Raw genomic sequence first — 22,961 nt, 5'->3', positions numbered from 1 at the left:
GCGTAATCTCCAAAAGGGCCGGATCAAAGGGGCTTCACAGCCGCCCTGATCAGACGTTTTCCTCGTATTTCTTGGCGAGATCTTCGATGTTCTCCGGCGGCCAGTTCGGCGCTTCCATGCCCAGGTGCAGACCCATCTGGGCGAGAACTTCCTTGATCTCGTTGAGCGATTTGCGACCGAAATTCGGGGTCCGCAGCATTTCCGCTTCGGACTTCTGAATAAGGTCACCGATGTAGACGATGTTGTCGTTCTTCAGGCAGTTCGCCGAACGCACGGACAATTCCAGCTCGTCGACTTTCTTGAGCAGCGCCGGGTTGAAGTCCAGCTCCGGACGGTCGTCCTCGGCCGGGCGCGCTTCGACGGCTTCTTCGAAGTTGATGAAGATCTGGAACTGGTCCTGCAGAATGCGTGCGGCAAAAGCCACTGCATCTTCCGGCGTGACCGTGCCGTCGGTCTCAATGTCCAGGATCAGCTTGTCATAGTCCAGGACCTGGCCTTCACGCGTGTTCTCGACACGATAGGCAACCCGCTTAACCGGGCTGTAGAGCGAGTCGATGGCGATGAGGCCGATCGGCGCGTCTTCCGGGCGGTTGCGCTCGGCAGGAACATATCCCTTGCCGCTGTCGACGGTCAGCGTGAAACGGATGTCCGCGCCTTCATCGAGCGTGCAGATGACATGGTCCTTGTTGACCACTTCAACGTCGGCCGTCTCTTCAATGTCGCCAGCGGTCACTTCGCCGGGGCCAGACTTCTTCAGCACGACCCGCTTTTCGCCTTCGGAATGCACGCGCAGCGCCACACCCTTCAGGTTCAGCACGATATCGGTGACGTCTTCGCGGACGCCCGGGATCGACGAGAATTCGTGAACGACGCCGTCGATCTGGACAGACGTAATGGCGGCGCCTTGCAGCGAGGACAGCAACACGCGACGCAGCGCATTGCCGAGCGTCATGCCGAAACCGCGCTCCAGCGGCTCGGCGACGATGACCGCGCTGCGTTCCGGATCATGGCCCGGCTTCACTTCCGGCTTCATCGGACGAATGAGTTCTTGCCAGTTCTTCTCGATCACGGGTTAAACCCCTTTCCTCGCGCGCCTTTCCGGCTCAACCGGCGGCGCGATATAAATTCTTGTTCTGATGCCCCCTATCGGGAGAAATCAGACCCGGCGGCGTTTGGGCGGCCGGCAGCCATTGTGCGGGATCGGCGTGACGTCGCGAATGGACGTGATCGTCAGACCGGCAGCCTGCAGGGCACGAAGCGCGGACTCACGGCCCGAACCGGGACCCGATACATTCACTTCAAGCGTCTTCATCCCGTGGTCCATTGCCTTTTTCGCTGCCTCTTCGGCGGCGATCTGGGCGGCGTACGGCGTCGACTTACGCGATCCCTTGAAACCGTTTGCACCCGCCGTCGACCAGGAAATCGTATTGCCTTGCGCGTCCGTGATGGTGACCTGCGTGTTATTGAACGACGCGTTCACATGCGCAACGCCAGACGTGATGTTCTTGCGTTCGCGGCGCTTCATGCGTTCAGGAGCTTTTGCCATTGTCTAGCCGCCTTACTTCTTCTTGCCGGCAATCGGCTTGGCCGGGCCCTTGCGGGTCCGGGCATTCGTGTGTGTACGCTGACCGCGAACCGGAAGGCCGCGGCGGTGACGCAGGCCACGATAATTGCCCAGGTCCATCAAGCGTTTGATATTGACGGCGACGTCGCGGCGAAGGTCGCCTTCCACCATGTAGTCGCGATCGATCGTTTCGCGGATCTGGATGACTTCCGCGTCCGAGAGTTCGTTGACACGCCGCTCAGAGGCAATGCCGACTTTCTCGCAAATTTCTTTCGCCTTCGCGGGACCGATCCCGTGAATGTAGCGAAGCGCGATTTCCACGCGCTTGTTCGTCGGAATGTTGACGCCGGCGATACGGGCCACAATGCTCTCCTTACCTCAATTCGCGCCAAACACGGACGGTGAGCCCTTGCCGGCCTGCGCCGGACAAGAAATCGCCGCCCTTTTCGCGAAGGGCGCTATCTATATTGTCCGCATACTCCCCGTCAACCGGGCAGTTTGCGGCATTTCACTAGCCGTCGAGGGCTGCCGCGATCGAAGCGGACACCGCCCCGATCGACCCCATGCCATCGACTTCTACTACCTTGCCCTGCCCCGCATAGTACGGGATCAGCGGCGCGGTTTGATTCTCATAAACGTCAAAGCGGTTGTTAAAGACTTCGACCGTGTCGTCGGCGCGCCCTTGCTCTGTGGCGCGCTTTTCCACCCGATTGGTCAATTCGTCTCGATCCACAACCAGCAAGATCACCTTGTCGATCTGCGAATCGCGGCCCGCGAGTAACCGGTCGAGCGCCTTGGCCTGTGCAACCGTTCGCGGAAATCCGTCGAAGATCGCCCCGCCGGCTGCTTCCGCCTCAGGAAGACGCTCTTCGATGAGCTCGATCACAATATCGTCCGAAACGAGCTCGCCGGCATCCATAATTGCCTGGACTCGCTTGCCCAGATCGGATCCGGCGGCAATCGCGGCTCGCAACATGTCGCCAGTCGACAACTGTACCCAGCCGCGCGTGTCCACGAGCGTCTTCGCCTGCGTTCCCTTGCCGGCGTTGGGTGGTCCGAACAATACGATGTTCATCGATTGCGGCCCCGCAGGCGCTGTTTCTTGATCAGGCCTTCATACTGATGCGCCAGCAAGTGCGACTGTATCTGCGTGACCGTATCCATCGCCACCGAGACGATGATGAGGATGGCAGTACCGCCCAAGGCGAAGGTCACGGCTCCGGCGGCCCCGCCGGTCAGCACTTCGGGGATCAGGCAGACGACCGCCAGATAAAGCGCACCAATCACTGTCAGGCGCGTCAGTACATAATCGAGATATTCCGCCGTGCGCTTGCCCGGACGAATGCCCGGCAGGAAGCCGCCATACTTCCGGAGGTTTTCCGACACCTCTTCCGGGTTGAATACGATAGACGTGTAAAAGAAGGCGAAGAAAATCACCATCGCACCATAAAAGGCAATGAAGAGCGGTTGGCCACGGCCGAGCAGTGCCGCGATCGTCTGCAACCATTCAGGACCGGTCGTCGCCCACATATTGGCCACCGTCGTCGGCAAAAGCAGAAGCGATGTGGCGAAGATGGCCGGAATGACGCCAGCCGTATTCAGCTTGAGCGGCAGGAAGGATGTGTCGCCGCCGACCATGCGCTGGCCTTGCTGGCGTTTGGGATATTGCACCAGCAGGCGGCGTTGCGAGCGCTCTATGAACACAACGAACACGAAGGTCGCCAGCATCAGCGCCATGATACCCAGCAGCGCGCCGCCCGTGATCTGGCCCTGACGGGCTTGTTCGAACAGGCTGTAAATAAGCCCGGGCACGACCGCGATAATGCCCGTAAAGATGATCAGCGAAATACCGTTGCCGACGCCGCGCGACGTGATCTGCTCGCCCATCCACATCAGCAGCATGGTACCGCCGACAAAGGTCAGCGTCGTTGTCACCAGGAAAAACAGGCCGGGATCGAGCGCGACGGTGTTTCCATCGACGCTCGGCTGCATCATCGAGACAGCAATCGCACCGCCCTGCACCGTCGCCAGAAGCACCGTCAAATAGCGCGAATACTGGTTGATCTGCTTGCGGCCTTGCTCGCCACCTTCCTTCTTGAGCTTCTCAAGCGAAGGAACGGTTGCGGCCATCAATTGCATGATGATCGACGCCGAAATGTACGGCATCACGTTTAGCGCAAAGATCGCCATCCGCTCGACGGCACCGCCGGAGAAGATGTTGAAGACGCCGATAACGCCGCTGGCCTGGCTGTCGAATACCGCCTGATATTGCTGCGGATCGATCCCCGGCACCGGAATATAAGTACCAATCCGGTATGCGACGAGGACCGCCAGGGTAAAGAGGATCCGTTGCTGCAGCTCTTTCGCCCTCGCGAAGGACGCGAAGTTGATATTCGATGCAAGCTGTTCAGCAGCAGAAGCCATGGTCCGTCCTCACGCGATGCGCGGATTATTCCGCGGCGGTGTCAGATTTCGCAGTTTTCGGCGCAACGACCGTGACTTTTCCGCCGGCTTTCTCGACGGCTTCAATCGCAGCCTTGGTCGCGCCCGCGACCGTGATCTCTACTTTGGACTTCAACTCACCCTTCGCAAGAAGGCGCACACCGTCTTTCGCACGGCGAATCACACCGGCGGCAACGAGAACATCGGCGTCGATGGCCTTCTTGGCATCGACCTTCTTGGCCTTAATGGCCGATTCCAGACGGCCGATATTCAGCTCCGCGAATGCGAGACGGTTCGGCTTGTTGAAGCCGCGTTTCGGCAGACGCATGTGAAGCGGCATCTGACCGCCTTCAAAGCCTTTGATGGCCACGCCCGAACGCGACTTCTGACCTTTGACGCCGCGGCCGCCGGTCTTGCCCTTGCCGGACCCGATACCGCGTCCGACACGCGTGCGGGTCTTGGTCGCACCGGCCTTATCGCGCAATTCATTGAGACGCATGTCTAACTCTCCTTCGAAGGACGAGGCCGGACGCCTAGTCCTCGACGATTTCCACCATGTGCGACACCTTGCGGATCATTCCGCGGATCGCTGGCGTGTCTTCCAGCACCCGTTCACGACCGACCTTGTTCAGGCCCAGGCCGACGAGCGTCTTGTGTTGGTCCTTCGGACGGCGGATCGCACTGCCGGTCTGACGGACTTTCAGTGTTTTCTTGGCAGCCACGGTTTAGCCCTCCAGCGCTTCCGGAGCCGAGGCACCGTCATTCCGGCGGTTGACCAGGTCGCCCACCTTCAGACCGCGCTTGGCCGCGATCGACCGCGGGCTCTTCTGATGCTTGAGCGCATCGAAGGTTGCCCGGATCATGTTGTACGGGTTCGAGGTGCCGGTGGACTTGGCTACCACATCCTGAACGCCCAGGGTTTCCAGCACGGCGCGCATCGGACCACCGGCGATGACGCCAGTTCCCGGAGGCGCAGCCCGCAGGACCACCTTGCCGGCGCCGTGACGGCCCGGGGAATCGTGGTGCAGCGTGCGGCCTTCGCGCAGCGGGACGCGAACCAGATTTTTCTTGGCTTCCTCGGTTGCCTTGCGGATAGCTTCCGGCACTTCGCGTGCCTTGCCTTGTCCGAAACCGACGCGGCCTTTTTGGTCACCGGCGACGACGAGAGCGGCGAACTGGAAGTTCCGGCCACCCTTCACGGTCTTTGCGACCCGGTTGATGTGGACCAGCTTGTCGACGATCTCGTCCTGCTGTTCCTCATCCCGGTCCCGGCGCCGTCCGCGGCCGCGGTTTTCTTCATTACGAGCCATCAGCCGCTCCTCTAAAAGTTCAGACCACCTTCACGTGCCGCATCGGCTAGAGCCTTGATGCGACCGTGAAAGATGTAACCGCCACGATCGAAGACGACGTCCTTGACGCCGGCCTTGGTGGCGCGTTCCGCCAAGCGCTTGCCGACACTGGCCGCAGCGCCCACATTCGCACCGGACTCCTTGGTGTCCGTCTCGGCGGTCGAGGCCGAGGCGATGGTAACGCCCTGTGTATCGTCGATCAGCTGCGCATAGATGTGCTTCGACGAGCGGAATACGGACAGGCGCGGCCGGCCATTGGCCAGTTTGCGGAGCTTGTTCCGGTTGCGCTGCGCCCGGCGCTGCATTTTTTCGCGTGAGCTTTTCATGGTCGTCGCGCCTACTTCTTCTTGCCTTCCTTGCGGCGGATGTATTCGCCCTGATACCGGATGCCTTTGCCCTTGTAGGGTTCCGGCTGACGGTACCGGCGGATTTCCGCGGCAACTTGGCCAACTTGCTGCTTGTCAGCGCCCGTGACGACGATTTCCGTCGGCTTGGGAGCCTGGATCTGGATGCCCTGCGGCGGTTCGTAAACCACATCATGGCTCAAACCGAGCGAGAGCTTGAGGTTGGAACCCTGCATCTGCGCGCGGTAGCCGACGCCTTCCAGCTCCAGCGTTTTGCTGAACCCTTCCGACACACCGGTCATCATATTGGCAATCAGCGCGCGCGTCATGCCCCACATGGCGCGGGCGCGCTTGCTATCATTCGACGGTTTGACCTCAATGCCGTCATCGCCCTTCGACAGGGTGACATCCTCGACAACGGTCAGGCTCAGCTCGCCTTTCGAACCCTTCAGCGTCAGCGAACGGCCATCGATGCGAACATCAACGCCAGAGGCAACCGCCACAGGGAGTTTTCCGATACGTGACATGGATCGTGCTCCCTAGCTGACCTGACAGAGGATCTCGCCGCCGACATTCTGCTCGCGGGCTGCAGCATCGGACATCACACCCATCGGGGTGGAGACGATCGCGATGCCAAGACCGTTCGAGATCAGCGGCAGGTCCTTGACCTTCGAATAAACCCGGCGGCCCGGCGTCGAGACCCGGCGGATCTCGGCGATGACCGGCTCGCCTTCATAGTACTTGAGCTCGATTTCGAATTCGCGCTTGCCATCGGCATGCTCGACTTCGGAATATCCCCGGATAAAGCCTTCCTCCTGGAGAACGTCCAGGACGCGCTTGCGGAGATGTGATGCCGGCGTGTTGACGGAGGTCCGGTTACGCATCAGCGCGTTCCGGATCCGGGTCAGCATATCACCGAGAGGATCATTCATAGACATTCTTCAATCTCTCCCGATCACCAGCTCGACTTGACCATGCCGGGAATGTACCCGTTCGAGGCCAGCTCGCGCAGCGCAATCCGCGACATTTTCAGCTTGCGGTAGAACCCCCGCGGACGGCCGGTCACTTCGCAACGATTGCGAATGCGGTTCGGCGCGGAATTGCGCGGCAGTTCAGCCAGCTTCAGCTGAGCCGCAAAACGCTCCTCAACCGGCTTTGACTTATCGCGGGCAATCGCTTTCAGCTCTGCCCGCTTGGCCGCATACCGTTCCGCCAATTTCTGGCGCTTGCGATTGCGCTCGACAGCACTTGTCTTCGCCATTTACTTCCTCCTGCGTGCGGAACCACCTCGGTTCCGCCCTCCTGCTGCGTCAGTTCGAAAACGGGAAATCGAACTCTGCCAGCAGGGCTTTCGCTTCTTCATTGGTTTTCGCGGTCGTGCAGACCACAATGTCCATTCCCCGGATCTTCTCGACCTTGTCATAGTCGATCTCGGGAAACACGATGTGCTCTTTCAGGCCCATGGCGTAATTGCCACGGCCGTCGAAGCTCTTGCCGTTCAGACCACGGAAGTCGCGAACGCGCGGCAGCGCAATCGTCACCAGGCGGTCCAGGAATTCGTACATGCGGTCCTGACGCAGCGTGACTTTCACACCGACATTCTGACCGTCGCGCAGCTTGAAGCCGGCGATCGAGTTGCGCGACTTCGTCTTCACCGGCTTCTGACCCGCGATCCGCATCAGGTCCTCATAGGCCCCGTTGATCTTCTTCGAGTCTTGAGCGGCCTCGCCGACACCCATATTGATCACGACCTTCTCGATCTTCGGGATCTCCATCGGGTTCGAGTAACCGAACTTCTCCTTCAGGCGATCACGAATCTGGTCGCGATACTTGGACCGCAGGCGCGGTTCGTATTCTTTCACATCAGCCATCGATGACCTCACCGGATTTCTTGGCTACGCGGACCTTGCGGTCGCCTTCCATCTTGAAGCCGACGCGCGTCGGCTCGCCCGATTTCGGATCGGCGAGCGCCACGTTGGAGACATGGATCGGCGCTTCTTTGGTCTCGATACCGCCGGCCGACGTCTGCGTCGGACGTTGATGCCGCTTCACGACATTCACGCCCTGGACGATGACGCGGTTTTCCGCCGGGATCGACTTGACGACTTCGCCGGTCTTGCCCTTGTCGCGGCCCGACAGGACGACGACCTTGTCACCCTTTTTGATCTTGGCAGCCATGACTACAGAACCTCCGGAGCCAGTGACACGATCTTCATGTGGTTCTTGGCGCGAAGTTCGCGCGGAACCGGCCCGAAGATACGGGTGCCGATCGGCTCTTGATTGTTGTTCACAAGGACAGCCGCATTGGTGTCGAAGCGGATCACCGATCCGTCCTTGCGCTTGATGTCCTTGGCCACGCGGACCACGACAGCCCGGCGCACTTCACCTTTTTTCACGCGGCCGCGCGGAATCGCTTCCTTGACCGACACCACGATGATGTCGCCCACATGCGCGTAACGCCGCTTGGCACCGCCGAGAACCTTGATGCACTGCACACGGCGGGCACCGGAATTATCGGCGACGTCCAGATTGGATTGCATCTGGATCATATCGATCCTCCTTCAAAAGGCCGGCCGCTACGCTTGCGCGTCTGCGGTCACAACCTCCCACCGTTTGGTCTTCGACTTGGGTGCACATTCCTGAATGAAGGTCTGGTCACCCACTTTGAGAGCATTGCCCTCATCGTGCGCGTGATAGCGCTTGGAGCGGCGAACCGTCTTGCGGAGCAGCGGATGAAGAAATGTCCGCTCAACCTTGACCACCACGGTCTTGTCGCCCTTGTCGCTCACCACGACGCCTTGCAATACGCGTTTCGGCATCGTCTAGCTCCCTTGTCCGGCCTGCTCGACCCGCTCGGCCTGAACCGTCTGGATGCGCGCAATCGTGCGGCGCACCGTCCGGACACGGGCCGTGTTCTGCAACTGGCCCGAGGCCTGCTGGAAGCGCAGGTTGAATTGTTCTTTTTTCAGCTTCAGGAGCTCGTCCTTCAGCTGATCGTCGCTCATTGCGCGCACATCAACAGCGTCCATGACACTCACTCCTATTCACCGATCCGGGCGACGATCTTCGTCTTGACCGGCAGTTTGGCCGCGCCAAGAGACAGCGCTTCACGCGCGACGCTCTCGGGCACACCGTCAATCTCGAACATGATCCGGCCGGGCTTGACCTTGGCGGCCCAAAACTCGGGCGAACCCTTACCTTTACCCATCCGGACTTCGGTCGGTTTCTTCGACACCGGCACATCCGGGAAAATCCGGATCCAGACCCGGCCGGCCCGCTTCATGTGGCGCGTGATCGCGCGGCGGGTGGCTTCGATCTGGCGTGCGGTGACGCGCTCGGGTTCCATGGCCTTGAGGCCATAGGAACCGAAATTTAGCGAAAAGCCGCCCTTGGCCGCGCCTTTAATGCGGCCCTTGTGCGCCTTCCGGAACTTGGTGCGTTTCGGTTGAAGCATTGTTTTTCGCTCCGTCGTCCCTGACCGTTATGCCGCGCGGTTGCCGCTACCCTGACGGGCGCGTTGCTCACCGGATTCTTGCAGGCGGCGTTCCTGCGCCATCGGATCGTGTTCGAGGATCTCACCTTTGTAGATCCAAACCTTGATACCGATGATGCCCATCGCCGTTGCAGCTTCCGCGGTTCCGTAATCAATGTCGGCGCGCAGCGTGTGCAGCGGCACCGAACCTTCCTGATACTGCTCGACGCGCGCGATTTCGGCACCGCCCAGACGGCCGCCGCAGATCACCTTGCAGCCCTTGGCGCCCATACGCATCGCGGTCTGCAGCGAACGCTTCATGGCGCGGCGGAACGCCACGCGGCGCTCGAGCTGTTGCGCGATCGACTCAGCGACCAGGTTGGCGTCGATTTCCGGCTTACGAACCTCGACAAGGTTTAGGAAAACCTCGCCCTTGACGATCTTCTGAAGCTCGCGGCGCAGAATCTCGATATCTGCGCCCTTCTTGCCGATCACCACACCTGGACGCGCGGTATAAACCGTCACCGTGCACTTCTTGTGCGGACGCTCGATCACTATGCGCGACACGCTGGCATTCTTGAGACGCTTGCGGAGCATCTCACGAATTTTCAGATCCTCGTGCAGGAGGTCGGCATACTCGCCGGTGTTCGCGTACCAGCGCGATTCCCAAGTGCGATTGACGCCGAGCCGCAGCCCGATCGGATTGACCTTCTGACCCATCAGGCGGCCTCCTCAACTTCACGAACGACAATGGTCAGCTCGGAGAAAGGTTTCAGCACTTTCGCCGCGCGGCCGCGGGCACGCGCACGAAACCGCTTCATCACCAAATTCTTGCCGACAAAGGCTTCCGACACGACCAGGCTGTCGATATCCAAACCGTGATTGTTCTCGGCATTGGCAATAGCGCTGTCGAGAACCTTCAAAACATCTTTCGAGATACGCTTGCGCGAGAATTCAAGCGTGGCGCGGGCCGATTCGACCTTCTTGCCGCGAATGGACTGGGCAACCAGGTTCAGCTTTTGCGGGCTGATGCGGATCATCGTCTGCTTGGCACGGGCCTCGTTTTCGGCCACGCGCGGCAGATTCTTACCGGCTTCGTCTCTTTGGCGGGTCTGGGTCATGATTAGCCCCTCTTCGCCTTCTTGTCCGCGGCGTGACCGTAATAGGTCCGCGACGGCGCAAATTCACCGAGCTTGTGGCCGACCATGTCTTCGGTCACCAGTACCGGAACGAACTTGTTGCCGTTATGGACCTGGAAGGTCAGACCCACGAATTGCGGCATAATCGTCGAGCGGCGCGACCAGGTCTTGATCGGCTTCTTGCGGCCTTCAGCGTGGGACGCTTCGGCCTTCTTGAGGAGGTATCCGTCGACAAACGGACCTTTCCAAACTGAACGCGGCATAGCTAACGCGCTCCCTTAGCGTGACTTGCGCTGATGGCGCGAGCGGATGATGAACTTGTCGGTGGCCTTGTTCTTGCGGGTCTTGCGGCCCTTCGTGGGCTGACCCCAAGGCGTCACCGGGTGACGACCGCCGGACGTACGGCCTTCACCGCCGCCATGCGGGTGATCGATCGGGTTCATGGCCACACCACGAACCGCCGGACGCTTACCCATGTAGCGCTTGCGGCCGGCCTTACCGAGATTCTGATTCATGTGGTCGGGGTTCGATACCGCGCCGACCGTAGCCACGCACATCTCAGGGATGGCGCGCAGCTCGCCCGAATTCAGACGAACCTGGGCATAACCACCGTCGCGGCCAACCAGCTGTGCGTAGCCACCCGCCGAGCGCGCGATCTGACCACCCTTGCCCGGCTTCATTTCCACATTGTGGACGATGGTGCCGACCGGCATGGTCTTCAACGGCATGCAATTGCCGGGCTTGACGTCAACGCCAGCAGAACCGGACACGACCTTGTCGCCCTCGGACAGACGTTGCGGAGCCAGAATGTAGGCCTTCTCGCCGTCCGCATACTCGATCAGCGCGATGAAAGCGGTCCGGTTCGGATCGTATTCGAGGCGAACGACCGTCGCTTCGATATCCTTCTTCGCACGCTTGAAGTCGACTTTCCGGTACAGCGTTTTGGCACCACCGCCTTGGCGGCGCGCGGTGATACGGCCCGTATTGTTGCGGCCACCCTTCTTGGTCTTGCCTTCGACAAGGCTCTTCTCCGGACGGCCCTTGTGAAGGCCTTCGCGATCGACCAGCACCAGGCCGCGGCGGCCTGGAGAGGTGGGATTATATGTCTTGAGCGCCATGGTTCTACAGCCCCGTGGTCACGTCGATCGCATCGCCCTCGGCGAGCGTCACGATCGCTTTTTTCATGTCCGAGCGCTGGCCGATCTGACCGCGGAAGCGCTTGGTTTTGCCTTTCAGGCGCAGCGTGTTCACCGCCGTCACCTTCACCTTGAACAGCGTTTCGACTGCTTCGGCGATTTCCGTCTTGGTCGCGGTCAACGGCACGCGGAACACCACCTTGCCGTCTTCCGACAGCAGCGTGGCCTTCTCGGTGATGACCGGACCCAGGATCGCGTCATAGTGGCGGGATTCAGCTTTGACCTTGGCCATTATGCCGTCTCCTTCGCAGCGAAGCGCTCGTGGATCTTCTCGACGGCAGCCTTGGTCAGCACCAGCTGATCGTGACGCAGCACGTCATAAACGTTCAGGCCCTGAGCCGGCAGCACATCAATGTGCGGCAGGTTCTGGGCAGCCTTAGCGAAATTCTCGTTGACCGACTCGCCGTCAATGATCAGCGCATTGCTCAGCTTCAGCTTGGCCAGCGCGTCCTTGGCAGACTTCGTCTTGGCATCCTTTAGCACGGCCTCGTCAACGACGATGAGGGATTCCGAACCGGCCTTCGACGACAGCGCATGTTTCAGGGCCAGCGACCGCACCTTCTTCGGCAGATCGTGCGCATGGCTCCGGACCCGCGGTCCGTGGGCCTTGCCACCACCGACGAAGATCGGTGCGCGGCGATTGCCGTGACGGGCACCGCCCGATCCCTTCTGCCGGCCGTACTTCTTGCCGGTGCGGGACACTTCATTGCGCTCCAGCGCTTTGTGGGTACCAGCCTGGCGACGCGCCAGCTGCCACTTCACCACACGCTGCAGGAGGTCGGCACGAACCTCGCCAATACCAAAGACGGCATCGTCAAGGTCCAGCGCGCCCGCATCCTTCGCGGCGAGGGTCTTTACCTCGACCTTCATGATTTGGACTCCTCATCAGCCTTGGCTGCACCTTCGGCTTCCGGAGCATCGCCATTCGGCAAACCGCCTTCAGCGGCCATGTCGGCTTCCGGAGACGCCGGCGGCACATTGTCCGGCTCACTGTCTTCAACCTTGCGGATCGCGCCCGGCATCGGCAGCTCGGCATCGCCGGCGCCCTTCACCGCGTCGCGGATCTCCACCCAAGAGCCCGACGCACCCGGAACGGAACCCCGGACCAGGATGTAACCGTCTTCGGCATCGACGCGCACTACTTCCAGGTTCTGCAGCGTGATCCGCGCATCACCATAATGGCCGGCCATCTTCTTGCCCTTGAATACCTTGCCCGGGTCCTGACACTGACCGGTCGAACCGTGCGAGCGGTGCGAGATCGAAACGCCGTGCGAAGCCCGCAGACCGCCGAAATTCCAGCGTTTCATGGCGCCGGCAAAACCCTTACCGATGCTCTTTCCCGCCACATCGACTTTCTGACCCGGCACGAAGTGCTCGGCCGTCAGCTCGGAGCCCGGCTCAATCAGATTGTCTTCCGATACGCGGAACTCGACGACGCGCTTTTTCGGCTCGACTTGCGCTTTGGCGAAGTGGCCGCGCATCGCCTTCGAGGTGCGCTTGGCCTTCGCCTTGCCGGCACCCAGCTGGAGCGCGACATAGCCGTCACGATCAGCCGTGCGTTGCGACACGACCTGGCAATTGTCGAGTTGGAGAACGGTCACCGGGATGTGCGCGCCGTCTTCGGCAAACACGCGGGTCATCCCGACCTTTTTGGCAATCAGGCCCGTGCGCATGACTTAGGCTCCCAGCTTGATCTCGACGTCCACACCAGCCGACAGGTCGAGCTTCATCAGCGCGTCAACCGTTTGCGGTGTGGGATCGACGATGTCGAGAAGGCGCTTGTGAGTCCGGATTTCGAACTGTTCGCGCGACTTCTTGTCAATGTGCGGACCACGAAGAACGGTAAAACGCTCCATCCGGGTCGGCAGCGGGATGGGACCGCGCACATTGGCGCCGGTGCGCTTCGCCGTCGAGACGATCTCGCGCGCGGACGTATCCAGCACGCGGTGATCGAACGCTTTGAGGCGAATGCGAATATTCTGCTGTGCCATCGTAGTTCGTCCACACAATTAAAGGCGCACAGACAGGTGGACACTCCCGGCCACCGATCGGCGCGCTTGAAACCATTTTGTTCGCTTCATGGAACTGCGTCTGCCAGTCGGCACCGCCAGTTCATTCACGAGGGGCGTCGTCTACCGGTATGAGTCGCTTCCGTCAACACCTGTAAGCGTAATTCGGAACAGAAATTCCGCTTTTCATGACAGTTTCTGCAACCCGTTCCGGCAAACGGAGGCCCGTACGAAAAAGGGGCGCCCGAGAGCGCCCCTTCAATCGTCAGAACAGGGATCTTCCTATTCGATGATTTTGGAGACGACGCCGGCGCCGACGGTTCGGCCACCCTCACGGATAGCAAACCGCAGGCCCTGGTCCATGGCGATCGGCGTGATCAGCTCGACATTGAGCTCCGCATTGTCGCCCGGCATCACCATCTCGGTGCCCTCTTTCAGGGTCACCACACCGGTCACATCCGTCGTCCGGAAGTAGAATTGCGGGCGGTAGTTCGTGAAGAACGGCGTGTGACGCCCGCCCTCTTCCTTCGTCAGGATGTAGGCTTCCGCCTCGAACTTCGCGTGCGGCGTGATCGAACCCGGCTTGGCCAGAACCTGACCGCGCTCAACACCCTCACGGTCGATACCGCGCAACAGAACACCGACATTGTCGCCCGCCTGGCCCTGATCCAGGAGCTTGCGGAACATCTCAACGCCCGTGCACGTCGTCTTCACCGTGTCGCGGATACCCACGATCTCGATCTCTTCGCCGACCTTCACAACACCGCGCTCGATCCGGCCGGTCACAACCGTCCCCCGGCCCGAAATCGAGAACACGTCCTCGATCGGCATCAGGAAGTCCTGGTCCACCGGACGCTCCGGCGTCGGGATGTACTCGTCCACAGCCGCCATCAGCTCGGCGATCTTCTGCTCGCCAATCTCCGGATCCCGGCCTTCCAGCGCCGCCAGAGCCGAACCGGCGATGATCGGAATGTCGTCACCCGGGAAGTCATAGGACGACAGAAGCTCGCGCACCTCCATCTCCACCAGCTCCAGAAGCTCCTCATCGTCAACCTGGTCGACCTTGTTGAGGAACACCACCAGAGCCGGAACGCCAACCTGACGGGCCAGAAGAATGTGCTCGCGCGTCTGCGGCATCGGGCCGTCCGCCGCGTTCACCACCAAAATCGCCCCGTCCATCTGGGCCGCACCCGTGATCATGTTCTTCACATAGTCAGCGTGACCCGGGCAGTCGACGTGCGCATAGTGACGCGCATCCGTCTCGTATTCCACGTGCGCCGTCGAGATCGTGATCCCGCGAGCCTTCTCCTCAGGCGCCGCATCAATCTGATCATACGCCTTGAACTCACCGAACTGCTTCGTGATCGCAGCCGTCAGCGTCGTCTTGCCGTGGTCAACGTGACCAATCGTGCCAATGTTCGCGTGCGGCTTCGTCCGCTCAAACTTCTCCTTGGCCATGTTCTTACTTCCTCTTGGTATGACCGGAAATAACGCACCCGAATTCAGCGCGTTTATTGATGAGCGCGGGGGATAGACTCACCTGTGAACAAAGGCAAGGGGGCAGCCGGATGCGAACTGCAAGTAGCGCCGCTGGCCGCTTCGGTCATCGTTGTCGCATGGGCTGGAGATGGAGCGGGTAGCGGGAATCGAACCCGCATATTCAGCTTGGAAGGCTGCTGCTCTACCATTGAGCTATACCCGCGCCGCGCCGGCTTATCTAGCGGGGCTTGCAACAAAGGTCGAGAGGCCTAACACCTCTCAATGCAGCGTCTCCGCCCGCTCTGTTGTTTGTCCGCAATGCGGCAGCAAAACAAGACCGGATTTCTGGTCGGAACGACGAGCGAAAGCTGGTTGGGCTTCAATACTATGTAACAGACAGGGACGTTTGTGACGCGAGGTCCGCCTCCGCTGACGCTCCGGGGAAGCAATCCGAACCCGCATGGGCGGGCAATTGCGATCACCGGCCCGCAGCGAAGGCTGGCTAGTCCGGCTAAGAGCGGGGAATGGGTATCCGGGGTCCGAACCTCAGGAACGAATTACATTGACCAACCAAATTTGATCCCCGGGATCAAATTGGCTGCCTGCAGCGAACCGCGTGCGAATGGTGGAGGGGGCTGGATTCGAACCAGCGTAGACTCTCGTCGCCAGATTTACAGTCTGGTGCCTTTAACCACTCGACCACCCCTCCAGGCGCATTCGAGGCACGACACGCGTCTTATCCGCAGATAAAACGCCGACGCAATATGCCGTCTGTGTCAATCCGCAACGGATTGCAGTAACCACGCGACGACAAGGGAGCCCTCGGTCAAGGGAGCGCGGAATATAGTGACGAAGCCCAATACACGCAACCGGTCAAATAGGACAGCCAAATCAACGTCTTCACGCAATCCTGCGGAAGCCAATGAAGGCTGGATCTGGGGACGGCACGCTGTACTGGCAGCTTTGGCAAATCCACGCCGCGAATCCCGCCGGCTTTTGCTGACGCTAAATGCCCAACGCGAAATACCCGCCGGTACGCCGTTCGAAGACGCGAAGCCGGCGTCCATATCCGCGGTTCTCCCGGATGGCGCCGTCCATCAAGGTTTCGCGCTCCGAACAACGGCACCCGCCGCCGAGCCGTTGAAAGCGGTCGCGGATGCGACACATGGCGTACTGATCGTTCTCGATTCGGTCACCGACCCACATAATGTTGGCGCTGTTTTCCGTTCAGCCGCGGCATTTGGTGCCCGGGCGATCATTTTACAAGACCGCAAGGCGCCGCCTCTGTTTGGTGCAACCGCCAAGGCGTCGGTGGGCGCGACCGAAACGGTCCGCCATGTGCGTGTGACGAATATCGCCGACGCATTGATCGAATTGCGCAAGGCAGGCCGTTTTGTAATCGGGTTGTCAGGCGATGGCCCGAGGCCCCTGCCCGACGCGATCCGCGAACATGGTGGCCCGGGCCTGGTCATCGTTATGGGCGCCGAAGACAAGGGATTGCGCCCGCGCGTCGCAGACAACTGCGATCTTCTGGTATCGATCCCGACGACCGGCGCGATCGAAAGCCTCAATATCTCGACTGCCGCCGCGATTGTGCTCTACGCCGCATTCGCTGCACGGTCCGATCGCAAGGTTTGACGCAACCGCGCAGCTGTGGTCGCCTCGGTTAAAAGACTGGGGGGCCCTGCCATGTTTCGCATCATCGAAGACCTATTGAGCCGCGGACAAGTCGCGCAAATTTTGAAAATAGCGGACGAAGCCCGCTTCGCCGACGGTCGCGCATCCAATCCACACAATAAAGCGAAAAACAACCTTCAAATTGATTTTGCCGATCCGCGGTTTCAGGAAACCAGTCGCATCCTCATGCAAGCCCTTTCCCAACATCGTGTCTTCAATGATGCGGTGATTCCGGCACGCATGACGCCACTGATGATTTCCCGCTACAAGCCAGGCATGAATTACGGTGTGCATTCGGATGCCGCCATTATACCCGTCCAGCCGCATCCCGTGCGGTCCGATGTTTCGTGCACGATATTCCTCGCCGATCCGGACACGTATGAGGGGGGTGAACTGGTTGCACACCTCGGCGATGGTGAAGTGACGGTCAAAGGCAAGCCGGGTTCCGCTGTGCTTTATCCGTCGACCACCTATCACGAGGTGAAGCCCGTTACCAAAGGCGAACGGATTGTGGCCATCGCTTTCATCGAGAGCCTGATCAAGGACCACGTGAAGCGCGACATTCTCTACGAGCTGGGCGAAGTGATTGCCGAAGAGGGCTTCAATGTCAGCTGGGAGAATCGCACCCGGCTCGAATACTTGCGCAACAATTTGCGCCGCCTGTGGGACGGTGAATAAACATGGCACGCGGCGGCTGCCAATGCGGGGCGGTTCGTTTCGAAACATCCGGCGAGCTGCGATTTGTAGACAATTGTCATGGCCGTGATTGCCGCCGCGCGACCGGTGCTGCTTATTCCACTTGGATCGGGTTTCGCAATGAGCAGATCGTCTGGACGGGCGAGCGATCCAATTTTGCAAGTTCAGCAGGCGTTGAGCACGGATACTGTCGCGACTGCGGGTCCCCCCTCACCTACCAGGGCGCGAAGTGGCCCGGCGAAACCCACATCCTGATTGGTGCGTTCGATGTACCCGACGCCTTCACGCCTACGCGCGACGTCTTCACCGATGACGCATTGCCATTCGCTCGCCCGAAGCCCTAATCGGCCTCCTTGCACGTGCAACCGTAATCATTGCAGCCGATCGTGCCTTCCTCGCAAATTGGCGCCATGGCCACGCAATCCGACGCACCGGCGCAGGCGCAATTCCCGCCATTGCAGGTATAGTCGGCTGTGTCTGGCGGTGGCGTATTGGCGGTGAGGCTGGTGGCAGATGATGTCGCCGCTGAAGCCCTGACCGGTTCATACGTCCGGCGACCGGTCGCAAGCCCGCTGCCACGCGTTGCATTGCCCGATCTGACGAGCGTCGCAGCGTGGCCATAGTTTCCAGATTCCATGGCCTGCTGGAATTCAGATGTGAAGCGCGTGTCGTTTTGCACCTGGACGGCGGTCCGAACAGCAGTACGCTGCTGGGCGTCGGCCGCGACAGTGGCAATAATCATCAGCAAGATGACGGCAATATTCTTGAGCATAGGAAACCTCCCCAATTTCCCCTCGCAGCCGTCAGATTAGCCGAAACTCGCCTCTGCGGCGAATCGCCCCTTAGCCGGGCCAGAATTGATAAACTGCCGTAGCGATCAGCGTGCCAATGACGTAGCCCAGCACGCCGACCAGAACCCCCGGTGTGATAAGCTCTTTCCACCCCTTCGCGGCGGCCAGCGCCGGTGCGGTTGTGGCGCCCAGCACAGCTGCGTTGGAAGCGGTGATCAGCTCGGGTAGCGAGAAGCGTAACAGCGATCCCAGGCTGAACAGAACGATGGCGTGCACGCCGAGCACCACCGCAACCAGGGCCAGCAATAGCGGGGCTTCGCTGATCAGCGAGGGAATGTTGGCGCCGGCAGCAATGGCGGCGAAGAACACAAAGGCCAAGCCGACCCCCAGCTCATATCCACCATGCAGTTTGGACATTTGCTTCGACAGGAAAGTCGCGGGTATCAGCGTGATAATCGTCAGAATACCATAGCGCCAATTGCCGGCAGCGCGCGCGGCGTCCTCAATGCCCAGCATGCCGAGCAGAAGGGCTAGCTGGCCCGTCAGGAAGTCAGCGATCGCAACCAGGACCAGCGCATAAGCGAGCGTGATCGTGAGGGTTAACGCCGTTGCCCGCCCTTTTTCCGTTTCTGCGACAGTGCCTTCGGAATGATCCTTCTCGACGAAGCGCGAGGCGATGAAATAAAGGCCTGGCATGACCGCCAGGAAGGCCAGGAAAACGCCCGAAAACAGATTGTCGACAGCAGTCGCCGCCGAAACCAGGCTCGGCTCGTTTGCGGCGAGACCCGTAATGTCGGCCAAAGCGGCATAATTGACGGAACCGCCAATATAGGTGGCCGTGAACAATCCCGCCAATGCGGCCTCAAGCTCGCCGAAATCGAACAGGGTAAAAGCGACAATCGCACCGACCACGGTGGCGAAAGCTGCTAGCAGAAAAGCGCCCGTCATGCGGCCTGTTTCGAACAGGATTTTGCGCATGTCTGCCTTCATCAGGAAGAGCGGGATCAGGAGCGGTACAAAATACGAAAAAACAAAGCTGTAGGCAGCACCGGATTGCGGTATCAACGTTCCCCAACGCCAACCGTTTCCACTCGCCAGAGGCACCGGCAAATTGGAGAAAAAGATCGCCAGGAAGATCGCGACAACAGCGCCGGTCAATACCGCGCCAATACGCGTCTTCTCCGCTAGAAAGCCAAGTCCCGCGATGACGAACAATCCGCCCATGACCGCGAAATGATTGTCGGCAGGTATCAGAGAATCCATTGTTTTTCCTTACATTGCTGGACTGTCTGCCGGCTAGTCGCGGCGCTCAAAACGGCTTTCGCCGGCATAGCGCGCAAAACCGCCGGAATCGGTTTCAGCTCCCGTATCGGACCAGCGCACCAGCGACCATTCGCTATCGATCGCCTGACCATCGAAGCTTCCCGTCCAGCTGGTGATGCTATGACAGGTTTCCGCTTCGGCAGCCCAGACCACAGTAAAACTTATCAACGGATCGAATGCCCGGCCGCTCACCGCGTATTCAATCCCTTGGCAACGATAGCCCGCCGCGCCATTGACATAGCGCCCGGTAAAGCGGCCGTCAGAATCGATGCTATCGAGATACAACACGGACCCGGATTGATTCTCCCAAACCGATGGCACCGGCAGGTCGCTGGCCGCCACGGGCGTCGTAAAAACCAGAACAATAAACGCCAATAACCGCATCACTTGCCCCCGCCCAGATAGGCATCCGCCTCGATCTCGACCAGGAATTCCGGTGCCGCCAGTGCCGAAATCCCATAAAGCGCCGATGCCGGCGGAAAATCGCGGAATACCTCCGAGTGAGCCCGCGCGAAGGCGGCCTGGGCCTCCGGGCTCATATCGGTCACAAACACGCGCGTACGGCGTACGTTGCGCATCGATGCGCCTAGCTTTTCCAGAGCTTTTTCAATGATCTCCAGGCAGCGCCTTGTCTGCGCTTCCATGTCGCCCGGCGCGTATACTTGACCGTCTTCGTCGACGGCGACAGTGCCGGACACCCAGATGTGCGGGCCATCCTTGATGGCGCGGCGATAGCCGACACGGTTTTCCCAAACCGCGCCCGAATAGATTCGTTCGACCATGGCTATTGAGCGCCACTGGCCTGCAGGTAATCCAGAGCAATAGCCGTCATGCCTTCAGTCGCCATGGTGATCGAGGTTTCGGCATCTGGCGCGAACAGGGCGGAGTGATTCCCCGGTGCCGATAGGCCGCGCGATTGGTAATCGACCAGCACGTCTTCCGGGGTGCCGCCGACCCAGAACATGAAGATCGGAATGTCATGTTCCGTCCGGCCATAGCGCGAGAAATCCTCGCCGCCCATCACCGGATCGAGCTCCCGCACGGCTACGTTTCCGAACCGCTCGCGGAGGACACCCGCACCATATTCCGCCAGCTCCGGATCGTTATATGTGGCGGGCGTATACGGCTCTTCCACCTCCACCGTTGGCCACAGATCTTCGGGAATTCCTGCCGAGGCCGCCTGGCCGTGTGCGATGCGTTCTATACCTGAAAGCAGGAGCTCCCGGTTGGCGTCTGAATAGGAACGTACCGTGATCTGCAGGTGCACTTCATCCGGAATGATATTGTGCTTCGTTCCACCGTTGATCGCACCGACGGTCACGACCCCGGATTCCAGCGGATTCATCTCGCGGCTGACGAGAGTCTGGAGCGCGGTAATGATCTGCGCCGAAAGCAGAACCGGATCGCGGCCGACATGCGGCGTCGAGCCATGCGCGCCGATCCCGCGCACCGTGATATCCACAGAATCGACATTGGCCATTGCATAGCCCGGCACATAACCGATCATGCCCGCCGGGATCGCCCCGAAAGTATGGAACGACACAACGGCGTCGGGCAGCGGAAAGCGTTCGAAAAGTCCATCGTCCAACATCATCTGTGCACCCAGGCCGAGCTCTTCGGCCGGCTGGCCGATTAGAACCAGCGTGCCGGACCATTGATCGCGCCGCGCAGCCAGCTGACGGGCCGCGCCGACCAGCGCCGTCATGTGCGTATCGTGCGCGCAAGCGTGCATCACGAAGCTTTCCTGCCCGCGGCGATCAGTGCCCATCGCGGTTGAAGCAAAGTCGAGGCCGGTATTTTCCTCGATTGGCAGACCATCCATGTCGGCGCGCAACATCAGCGTCGGGCCCTCGCCGTTCTCCAGAACCGCAACGAGACCGGTGCCGCCGACATTCTCGGTGACCTCAAAGCCCAGCGAACGGATTTCCTCGGCCAGTCGTGCGGCCGTCTCGACCTCCATCAAGGAGAGCTCGGGATTGGCATGGAAATGCTGGTAGAGCGCTTCGAGATGGTCCGAATAATCGATCTCGATGTCACGACGCAGATCGTCCTGGGCCGCGGCGCCGGCGGACAGAGCGATCGCCGCGACGGAAGCGAGAAAAGCGCGCATATATGTATTCCCCTGATTTGTCTCGCCTGCATAGGACGGTGCACGACGGACAGGGTCAAGAGGTGTAGCAAAATGGCCAAGCGGGCGATGACCCTGTCCGGCCGCTATTATCCAGCGCCCGATCGTGCCTGAAGCGGGCAACGCACGACACCGCCCTTACCTTTGTTCATTAAAGAGTGCGGCGCCTGGGTTCAAATCCCTAGAAGGCAACGCGCTTTAGGATTCGCACAGGGCCCGCATCAGCTCGATCACGCCGCGGCGTACCTTTGGCGTCTTGATCCTTGAAAACGCTTGAGCCAGTTCAGCCTCGTCCCGACTCTGCATCAGTTTCAATGTCGAAGATTCATCGTCTTGCGCGTTCGCGCAGTCCAACTCGCCTTCACCAATGCCTTCGAAGAAATAGGTAATGGGAACGTCCAGCACACGCGCTAGATCATATAGCCGGCTGGCACCAATTCTGTTGGCGCCCCGCTCATATTTCTGCACTTGCTGGAACGTCACACCGAGCAGGTCGCCGAGCCGTTCCTGAGTCATGTTCAAATACTTGCGTCGTAATTGCACGCGTGACCCGACATGGACATCAACTTCGGTGACGCTCTTGGGTGAATGGCTCGGCATGCGCCCCCCTTTGAAAAGTAACTTGGTCGCGTGTTCGCACAGAACACATCTTAGACAATCACGCTCCGGGCGGTCCACACAAACCTTACGGTCCGCAGACGCCCGCCATTAAGCCAGACGACTGATTATCTTCGCGTCACGACATGGTACGCTTGAAGGCAAGCGGCAATCGCACCCCCCTACAAGCGCTTACGCATGGCGCTAGACTTGCGAACGCATCCGCCCGCTGAATGATCGCTTTGCCGGTCGTTGTTTTCATCAGCGGTGATGATGGCCTCCAGCTTTGATATCGCCTCGTCCACGGTGTCGATTCGAAGGTCGGCCGCAAAAGATTGTGGAGCCCCGCAAGCTTCCAGGAACCCGGTAAGCTTGGATCTCTGATACATCAGGATCGGACTGATCAGGGCATCCTCGGAAAATCCTGGCGGGGTTGTCGAGGCCACCACGACCATAACGTCGTGCCGGTCACGGTACTGCAAGAAGGCATCAAGAACTCTGCTGACGGCGAGCGAATTCACGGATGACAAGGATGTCACGACAACCATCCGCGCTGTTTCAAACCCGAGCGGTAGACGGCAACTTTTCCCGGCTGTGAGAAGGCGAACAGCGCCGTCGTCGAACAGCCGGTCAGGGCCGATCAATTGGCGCGCAATCTGGAAAGCGTTTTGCGCATCTTCGGGCGAATGAAGAACGATTATCGGTCGTCGATTCAATTCGATGCCCTTATGGTTGCCGTATTGAGGACGGATCTC

Annotated in this window: 37 protein-coding genes and 2 tRNA genes; 3 read left to right on the top strand and 36 right to left on the bottom strand. The window is 60.1% G+C overall.

Going from position 1 to position 22,961, the window contains the following annotated elements; genetic code table 11:
* Positions 1–49: 49 nt before the first annotated feature.
* The 29 genes from ACO08C_RS13350 to ACO08C_RS13210 form a co-directional block, all read right to left on the bottom strand.
* Positions 50–1,069: a DNA-directed RNA polymerase subunit alpha gene (locus ACO08C_RS13350; protein ID WP_421786263.1), complete on the bottom strand. Its 1,020-nt coding sequence runs from the start codon at positions 1,067–1,069 to the stop codon at positions 50–52.
* Between the two features lie 87 nt (positions 1,070–1,156).
* A complete protein-coding gene (gene rpsK / locus ACO08C_RS13345; RefSeq protein WP_330197856.1) occupies positions 1,157–1,546 on the bottom strand; it encodes a 30S ribosomal protein S11 in 390 nt (129 codons plus the stop codon).
* Positions 1,547–1,558: 12 nt separating this feature from the next.
* Positions 1,559–1,927 (bottom strand): 30S ribosomal protein S13, encoded by a 369-nt coding sequence (gene rpsM, locus ACO08C_RS13340; protein WP_420431950.1) that lies wholly within the window; start codon positions 1,925–1,927, stop codon positions 1,559–1,561.
* Positions 1,928–2,075: 148 nt separating this feature from the next.
* A complete protein-coding gene (locus tag ACO08C_RS13335; RefSeq protein ID WP_421786260.1) occupies positions 2,076–2,639 on the bottom strand; it encodes an adenylate kinase in 564 nt (187 codons plus the stop codon).
* Positions 2,636–3,988 carry a preprotein translocase subunit SecY gene (gene secY / locus ACO08C_RS13330; RefSeq protein ID WP_421786259.1) on the bottom strand — a complete coding sequence of 451 codons (1,353 nt, stop codon included), beginning with the start codon at positions 3,986–3,988 and terminating at the stop codon, positions 2,636–2,638. The genes ACO08C_RS13335 and secY overlap by 4 nt, the downstream gene beginning before the upstream one ends.
* A gap of 25 nt (positions 3,989–4,013) precedes the next feature.
* On the bottom strand, positions 4,014–4,505 hold the full coding sequence (gene rplO, locus ACO08C_RS13325; protein ID WP_421786258.1) for a 50S ribosomal protein L15: 492 nt from the start codon (positions 4,503–4,505) through the stop codon (positions 4,014–4,016).
* 34 nt (positions 4,506–4,539) lie between these two features.
* Complete coding sequence (gene rpmD / locus ACO08C_RS13320) at positions 4,540–4,728, bottom strand: 50S ribosomal protein L30 (protein WP_421786257.1); 189 nt, start codon at positions 4,726–4,728, stop codon at positions 4,540–4,542.
* Positions 4,729–4,731: 3 nt separating this feature from the next.
* Positions 4,732–5,316 carry a 30S ribosomal protein S5 gene (gene rpsE, locus ACO08C_RS13315; protein WP_421786256.1) on the bottom strand — a complete coding sequence of 195 codons (585 nt, stop codon included), beginning with the start codon at positions 5,314–5,316 and terminating at the stop codon, positions 4,732–4,734.
* A gap of 11 nt (positions 5,317–5,327) precedes the next feature.
* Positions 5,328–5,681: a 50S ribosomal protein L18 gene (gene rplR / locus ACO08C_RS13310; protein WP_421786255.1), complete on the bottom strand. Its 354-nt coding sequence runs from the start codon at positions 5,679–5,681 to the stop codon at positions 5,328–5,330.
* An 11-nt stretch (positions 5,682–5,692) separates the two neighbouring features.
* A complete protein-coding gene (rplF, locus tag ACO08C_RS13305; protein WP_421786254.1) occupies positions 5,693–6,226 on the bottom strand; it encodes a 50S ribosomal protein L6 in 534 nt (177 codons plus the stop codon).
* A 12-nt stretch (positions 6,227–6,238) separates the two neighbouring features.
* Positions 6,239–6,637 carry a 30S ribosomal protein S8 gene (gene rpsH / locus ACO08C_RS13300; protein ID WP_421786253.1) on the bottom strand — a complete coding sequence of 133 codons (399 nt, stop codon included), beginning with the start codon at positions 6,635–6,637 and terminating at the stop codon, positions 6,239–6,241.
* Between the two features lie 17 nt (positions 6,638–6,654).
* Positions 6,655–6,960, bottom strand: coding sequence for a 30S ribosomal protein S14 (gene rpsN, locus ACO08C_RS13295; protein WP_421786252.1), 306 nt, complete (start codon positions 6,958–6,960; stop codon positions 6,655–6,657).
* Positions 6,961–7,009: 49 nt separating this feature from the next.
* Complete coding sequence (gene rplE, locus ACO08C_RS13290; protein ID WP_421786251.1) at positions 7,010–7,570, bottom strand: 50S ribosomal protein L5; 561 nt, start codon at positions 7,568–7,570, stop codon at positions 7,010–7,012.
* A complete protein-coding gene (gene rplX, locus ACO08C_RS13285; protein ID WP_421786249.1) occupies positions 7,563–7,877 on the bottom strand; it encodes a 50S ribosomal protein L24 in 315 nt (104 codons plus the stop codon). Before rplX ends, rplE begins: the two co-directional genes overlap by 8 nt.
* Positions 7,878–7,879: 2 nt before the next feature.
* Positions 7,880–8,248 carry a 50S ribosomal protein L14 gene (gene rplN / locus ACO08C_RS13280; protein WP_421786248.1) on the bottom strand — a complete coding sequence of 123 codons (369 nt, stop codon included), beginning with the start codon at positions 8,246–8,248 and terminating at the stop codon, positions 7,880–7,882.
* Between the two features lie 27 nt (positions 8,249–8,275).
* Positions 8,276–8,518: a 30S ribosomal protein S17 gene (gene rpsQ, locus ACO08C_RS13275; protein WP_421786247.1), complete on the bottom strand. Its 243-nt coding sequence runs from the start codon at positions 8,516–8,518 to the stop codon at positions 8,276–8,278.
* Positions 8,519–8,521: 3 nt separating this feature from the next.
* On the bottom strand, positions 8,522–8,728 hold the full coding sequence (gene rpmC, locus ACO08C_RS13270; protein ID WP_420431926.1) for a 50S ribosomal protein L29: 207 nt from the start codon (positions 8,726–8,728) through the stop codon (positions 8,522–8,524).
* Between the two features lie 11 nt (positions 8,729–8,739).
* On the bottom strand, positions 8,740–9,153 hold the full coding sequence (gene rplP, locus ACO08C_RS13265) for a 50S ribosomal protein L16 (RefSeq protein ID WP_421786245.1): 414 nt from the start codon (positions 9,151–9,153) through the stop codon (positions 8,740–8,742).
* A gap of 27 nt (positions 9,154–9,180) precedes the next feature.
* Complete coding sequence (gene rpsC, locus ACO08C_RS13260; protein ID WP_421786243.1) at positions 9,181–9,891, bottom strand: 30S ribosomal protein S3; 711 nt, start codon at positions 9,889–9,891, stop codon at positions 9,181–9,183.
* Positions 9,891–10,292 carry a 50S ribosomal protein L22 gene (rplV, locus tag ACO08C_RS13255; RefSeq protein ID WP_421786242.1) on the bottom strand — a complete coding sequence of 134 codons (402 nt, stop codon included), beginning with the start codon at positions 10,290–10,292 and terminating at the stop codon, positions 9,891–9,893. The genes rpsC and rplV overlap by 1 nt, the downstream gene beginning before the upstream one ends.
* A gap of 2 nt (positions 10,293–10,294) precedes the next feature.
* Positions 10,295–10,573, bottom strand: a complete 279-nt coding sequence (gene rpsS / locus ACO08C_RS13250; protein ID WP_421786240.1) for a 30S ribosomal protein S19 — start codon at positions 10,571–10,573, stop codon at positions 10,295–10,297.
* A gap of 15 nt (positions 10,574–10,588) precedes the next feature.
* Complete coding sequence (rplB, locus tag ACO08C_RS13245; protein ID WP_421786239.1) at positions 10,589–11,428, bottom strand: 50S ribosomal protein L2; 840 nt, start codon at positions 11,426–11,428, stop codon at positions 10,589–10,591.
* A gap of 4 nt (positions 11,429–11,432) precedes the next feature.
* Positions 11,433–11,738, bottom strand: coding sequence for a 50S ribosomal protein L23 (locus tag ACO08C_RS13240; protein ID WP_421786237.1), 306 nt, complete (start codon positions 11,736–11,738; stop codon positions 11,433–11,435).
* Positions 11,738–12,376, bottom strand: coding sequence for a 50S ribosomal protein L4 (rplD, locus tag ACO08C_RS13235; protein ID WP_421786236.1), 639 nt, complete (start codon positions 12,374–12,376; stop codon positions 11,738–11,740). Before rplD ends, ACO08C_RS13240 begins: the two co-directional genes overlap by 1 nt.
* Positions 12,373–13,179, bottom strand: coding sequence for a 50S ribosomal protein L3 (rplC, locus tag ACO08C_RS13230; protein ID WP_421786235.1), 807 nt, complete (start codon positions 13,177–13,179; stop codon positions 12,373–12,375). Before rplC ends, rplD begins: the two co-directional genes overlap by 4 nt.
* Before the next feature lie 3 nt (positions 13,180–13,182).
* Positions 13,183–13,497 (bottom strand): 30S ribosomal protein S10, encoded by a 315-nt coding sequence (gene rpsJ, locus ACO08C_RS13225; protein ID WP_109260630.1) that lies wholly within the window; start codon positions 13,495–13,497, stop codon positions 13,183–13,185.
* Between the two features lie 300 nt (positions 13,498–13,797).
* Entirely contained in the window at positions 13,798–14,973 is a 1,176-nt protein-coding gene (gene tuf / locus ACO08C_RS13220; RefSeq protein WP_421786234.1) for an elongation factor Tu, read from the bottom strand.
* A gap of 170 nt (positions 14,974–15,143) precedes the next feature.
* Positions 15,144–15,217: transfer RNA gene (locus tag ACO08C_RS13215), tRNA-Gly, on the bottom strand.
* A 400-nt stretch (positions 15,218–15,617) separates the two neighbouring features.
* Positions 15,618–15,703 (bottom strand) — tRNA-Tyr (locus ACO08C_RS13210).
* A gap of 137 nt (positions 15,704–15,840) precedes the next feature.
* On the opposite strand from ACO08C_RS13210, the gene ACO08C_RS13205 reads away from it, so the two are divergent.
* Genes ACO08C_RS13205 through ACO08C_RS13195 form a run of 3 tightly spaced genes read left to right on the top strand, consistent with a single transcriptional unit; the run spans position 15,841 to position 17,711 of the window.
* The gene (locus ACO08C_RS13205) at positions 15,841–16,632 is read left to right on the top strand and encodes a TrmH family RNA methyltransferase (RefSeq protein WP_421786232.1); all 792 of its coding nucleotides are present in this window, start codon (positions 15,841–15,843) and stop codon (positions 16,630–16,632) included.
* Between the two features lie 51 nt (positions 16,633–16,683).
* The gene (locus tag ACO08C_RS13200) at positions 16,684–17,349 is read left to right on the top strand and encodes a Fe2+-dependent dioxygenase (RefSeq protein WP_421788727.1); all 666 of its coding nucleotides are present in this window, start codon (positions 16,684–16,686) and stop codon (positions 17,347–17,349) included.
* 2 nt (positions 17,350–17,351) lie between these two features.
* Complete coding sequence (locus tag ACO08C_RS13195) at positions 17,352–17,711, top strand: GFA family protein (RefSeq protein ID WP_421786231.1); 360 nt, start codon at positions 17,352–17,354, stop codon at positions 17,709–17,711.
* Here the strand turns inward: ACO08C_RS13195 and ACO08C_RS13190 are convergent.
* The 7 genes from ACO08C_RS13190 to ACO08C_RS13160 form a co-directional block, all read right to left on the bottom strand.
* Complete coding sequence (locus ACO08C_RS13190; RefSeq protein WP_421786229.1) at positions 17,708–18,139, bottom strand: hypothetical protein; 432 nt, start codon at positions 18,137–18,139, stop codon at positions 17,708–17,710. The genes ACO08C_RS13195 and ACO08C_RS13190 overlap by 4 nt on opposite strands.
* A 70-nt stretch (positions 18,140–18,209) precedes the next feature.
* Positions 18,210–19,421, bottom strand: a complete 1,212-nt coding sequence (locus ACO08C_RS13185; protein WP_421786228.1) for a DUF819 family protein — start codon at positions 19,419–19,421, stop codon at positions 18,210–18,212.
* Between the two features lie 33 nt (positions 19,422–19,454).
* Positions 19,455–19,865, bottom strand: coding sequence for an avidin/streptavidin family protein (locus ACO08C_RS13180; RefSeq protein WP_421786226.1), 411 nt, complete (start codon positions 19,863–19,865; stop codon positions 19,455–19,457).
* Complete coding sequence (locus ACO08C_RS13175) at positions 19,865–20,263, bottom strand: RidA family protein (protein WP_421786225.1); 399 nt, start codon at positions 20,261–20,263, stop codon at positions 19,865–19,867. The genes ACO08C_RS13180 and ACO08C_RS13175 overlap by 1 nt, the downstream gene beginning before the upstream one ends.
* A 2-nt stretch (positions 20,264–20,265) precedes the next feature.
* On the bottom strand, positions 20,266–21,591 hold the full coding sequence (locus ACO08C_RS13170) for an amidohydrolase (RefSeq protein ID WP_421786223.1): 1,326 nt from the start codon (positions 21,589–21,591) through the stop codon (positions 20,266–20,268).
* Between the two features lie 216 nt (positions 21,592–21,807).
* Entirely contained in the window at positions 21,808–22,209 is a 402-nt protein-coding gene (locus tag ACO08C_RS13165; protein ID WP_421786222.1) for a helix-turn-helix domain-containing protein, read from the bottom strand.
* Positions 22,210–22,388: 179 nt separating this feature from the next.
* Positions 22,389–22,922: a hypothetical protein gene (locus ACO08C_RS13160; RefSeq protein ID WP_421786221.1), complete on the bottom strand. Its 534-nt coding sequence runs from the start codon at positions 22,920–22,922 to the stop codon at positions 22,389–22,391.
* Positions 22,923–22,961: the final 39 nt, after the last annotated feature.

Source organism: Hyphobacterium sp. (genome assembly GCF_965229905.1).
Lineage (GTDB): Bacteria > Pseudomonadota > Alphaproteobacteria > Caulobacterales > Maricaulaceae > Hyphobacterium.
Note: the sequence above shows the minus strand (reverse complement) of the source record. Positions and strands in the feature narration are given on the sequence as shown.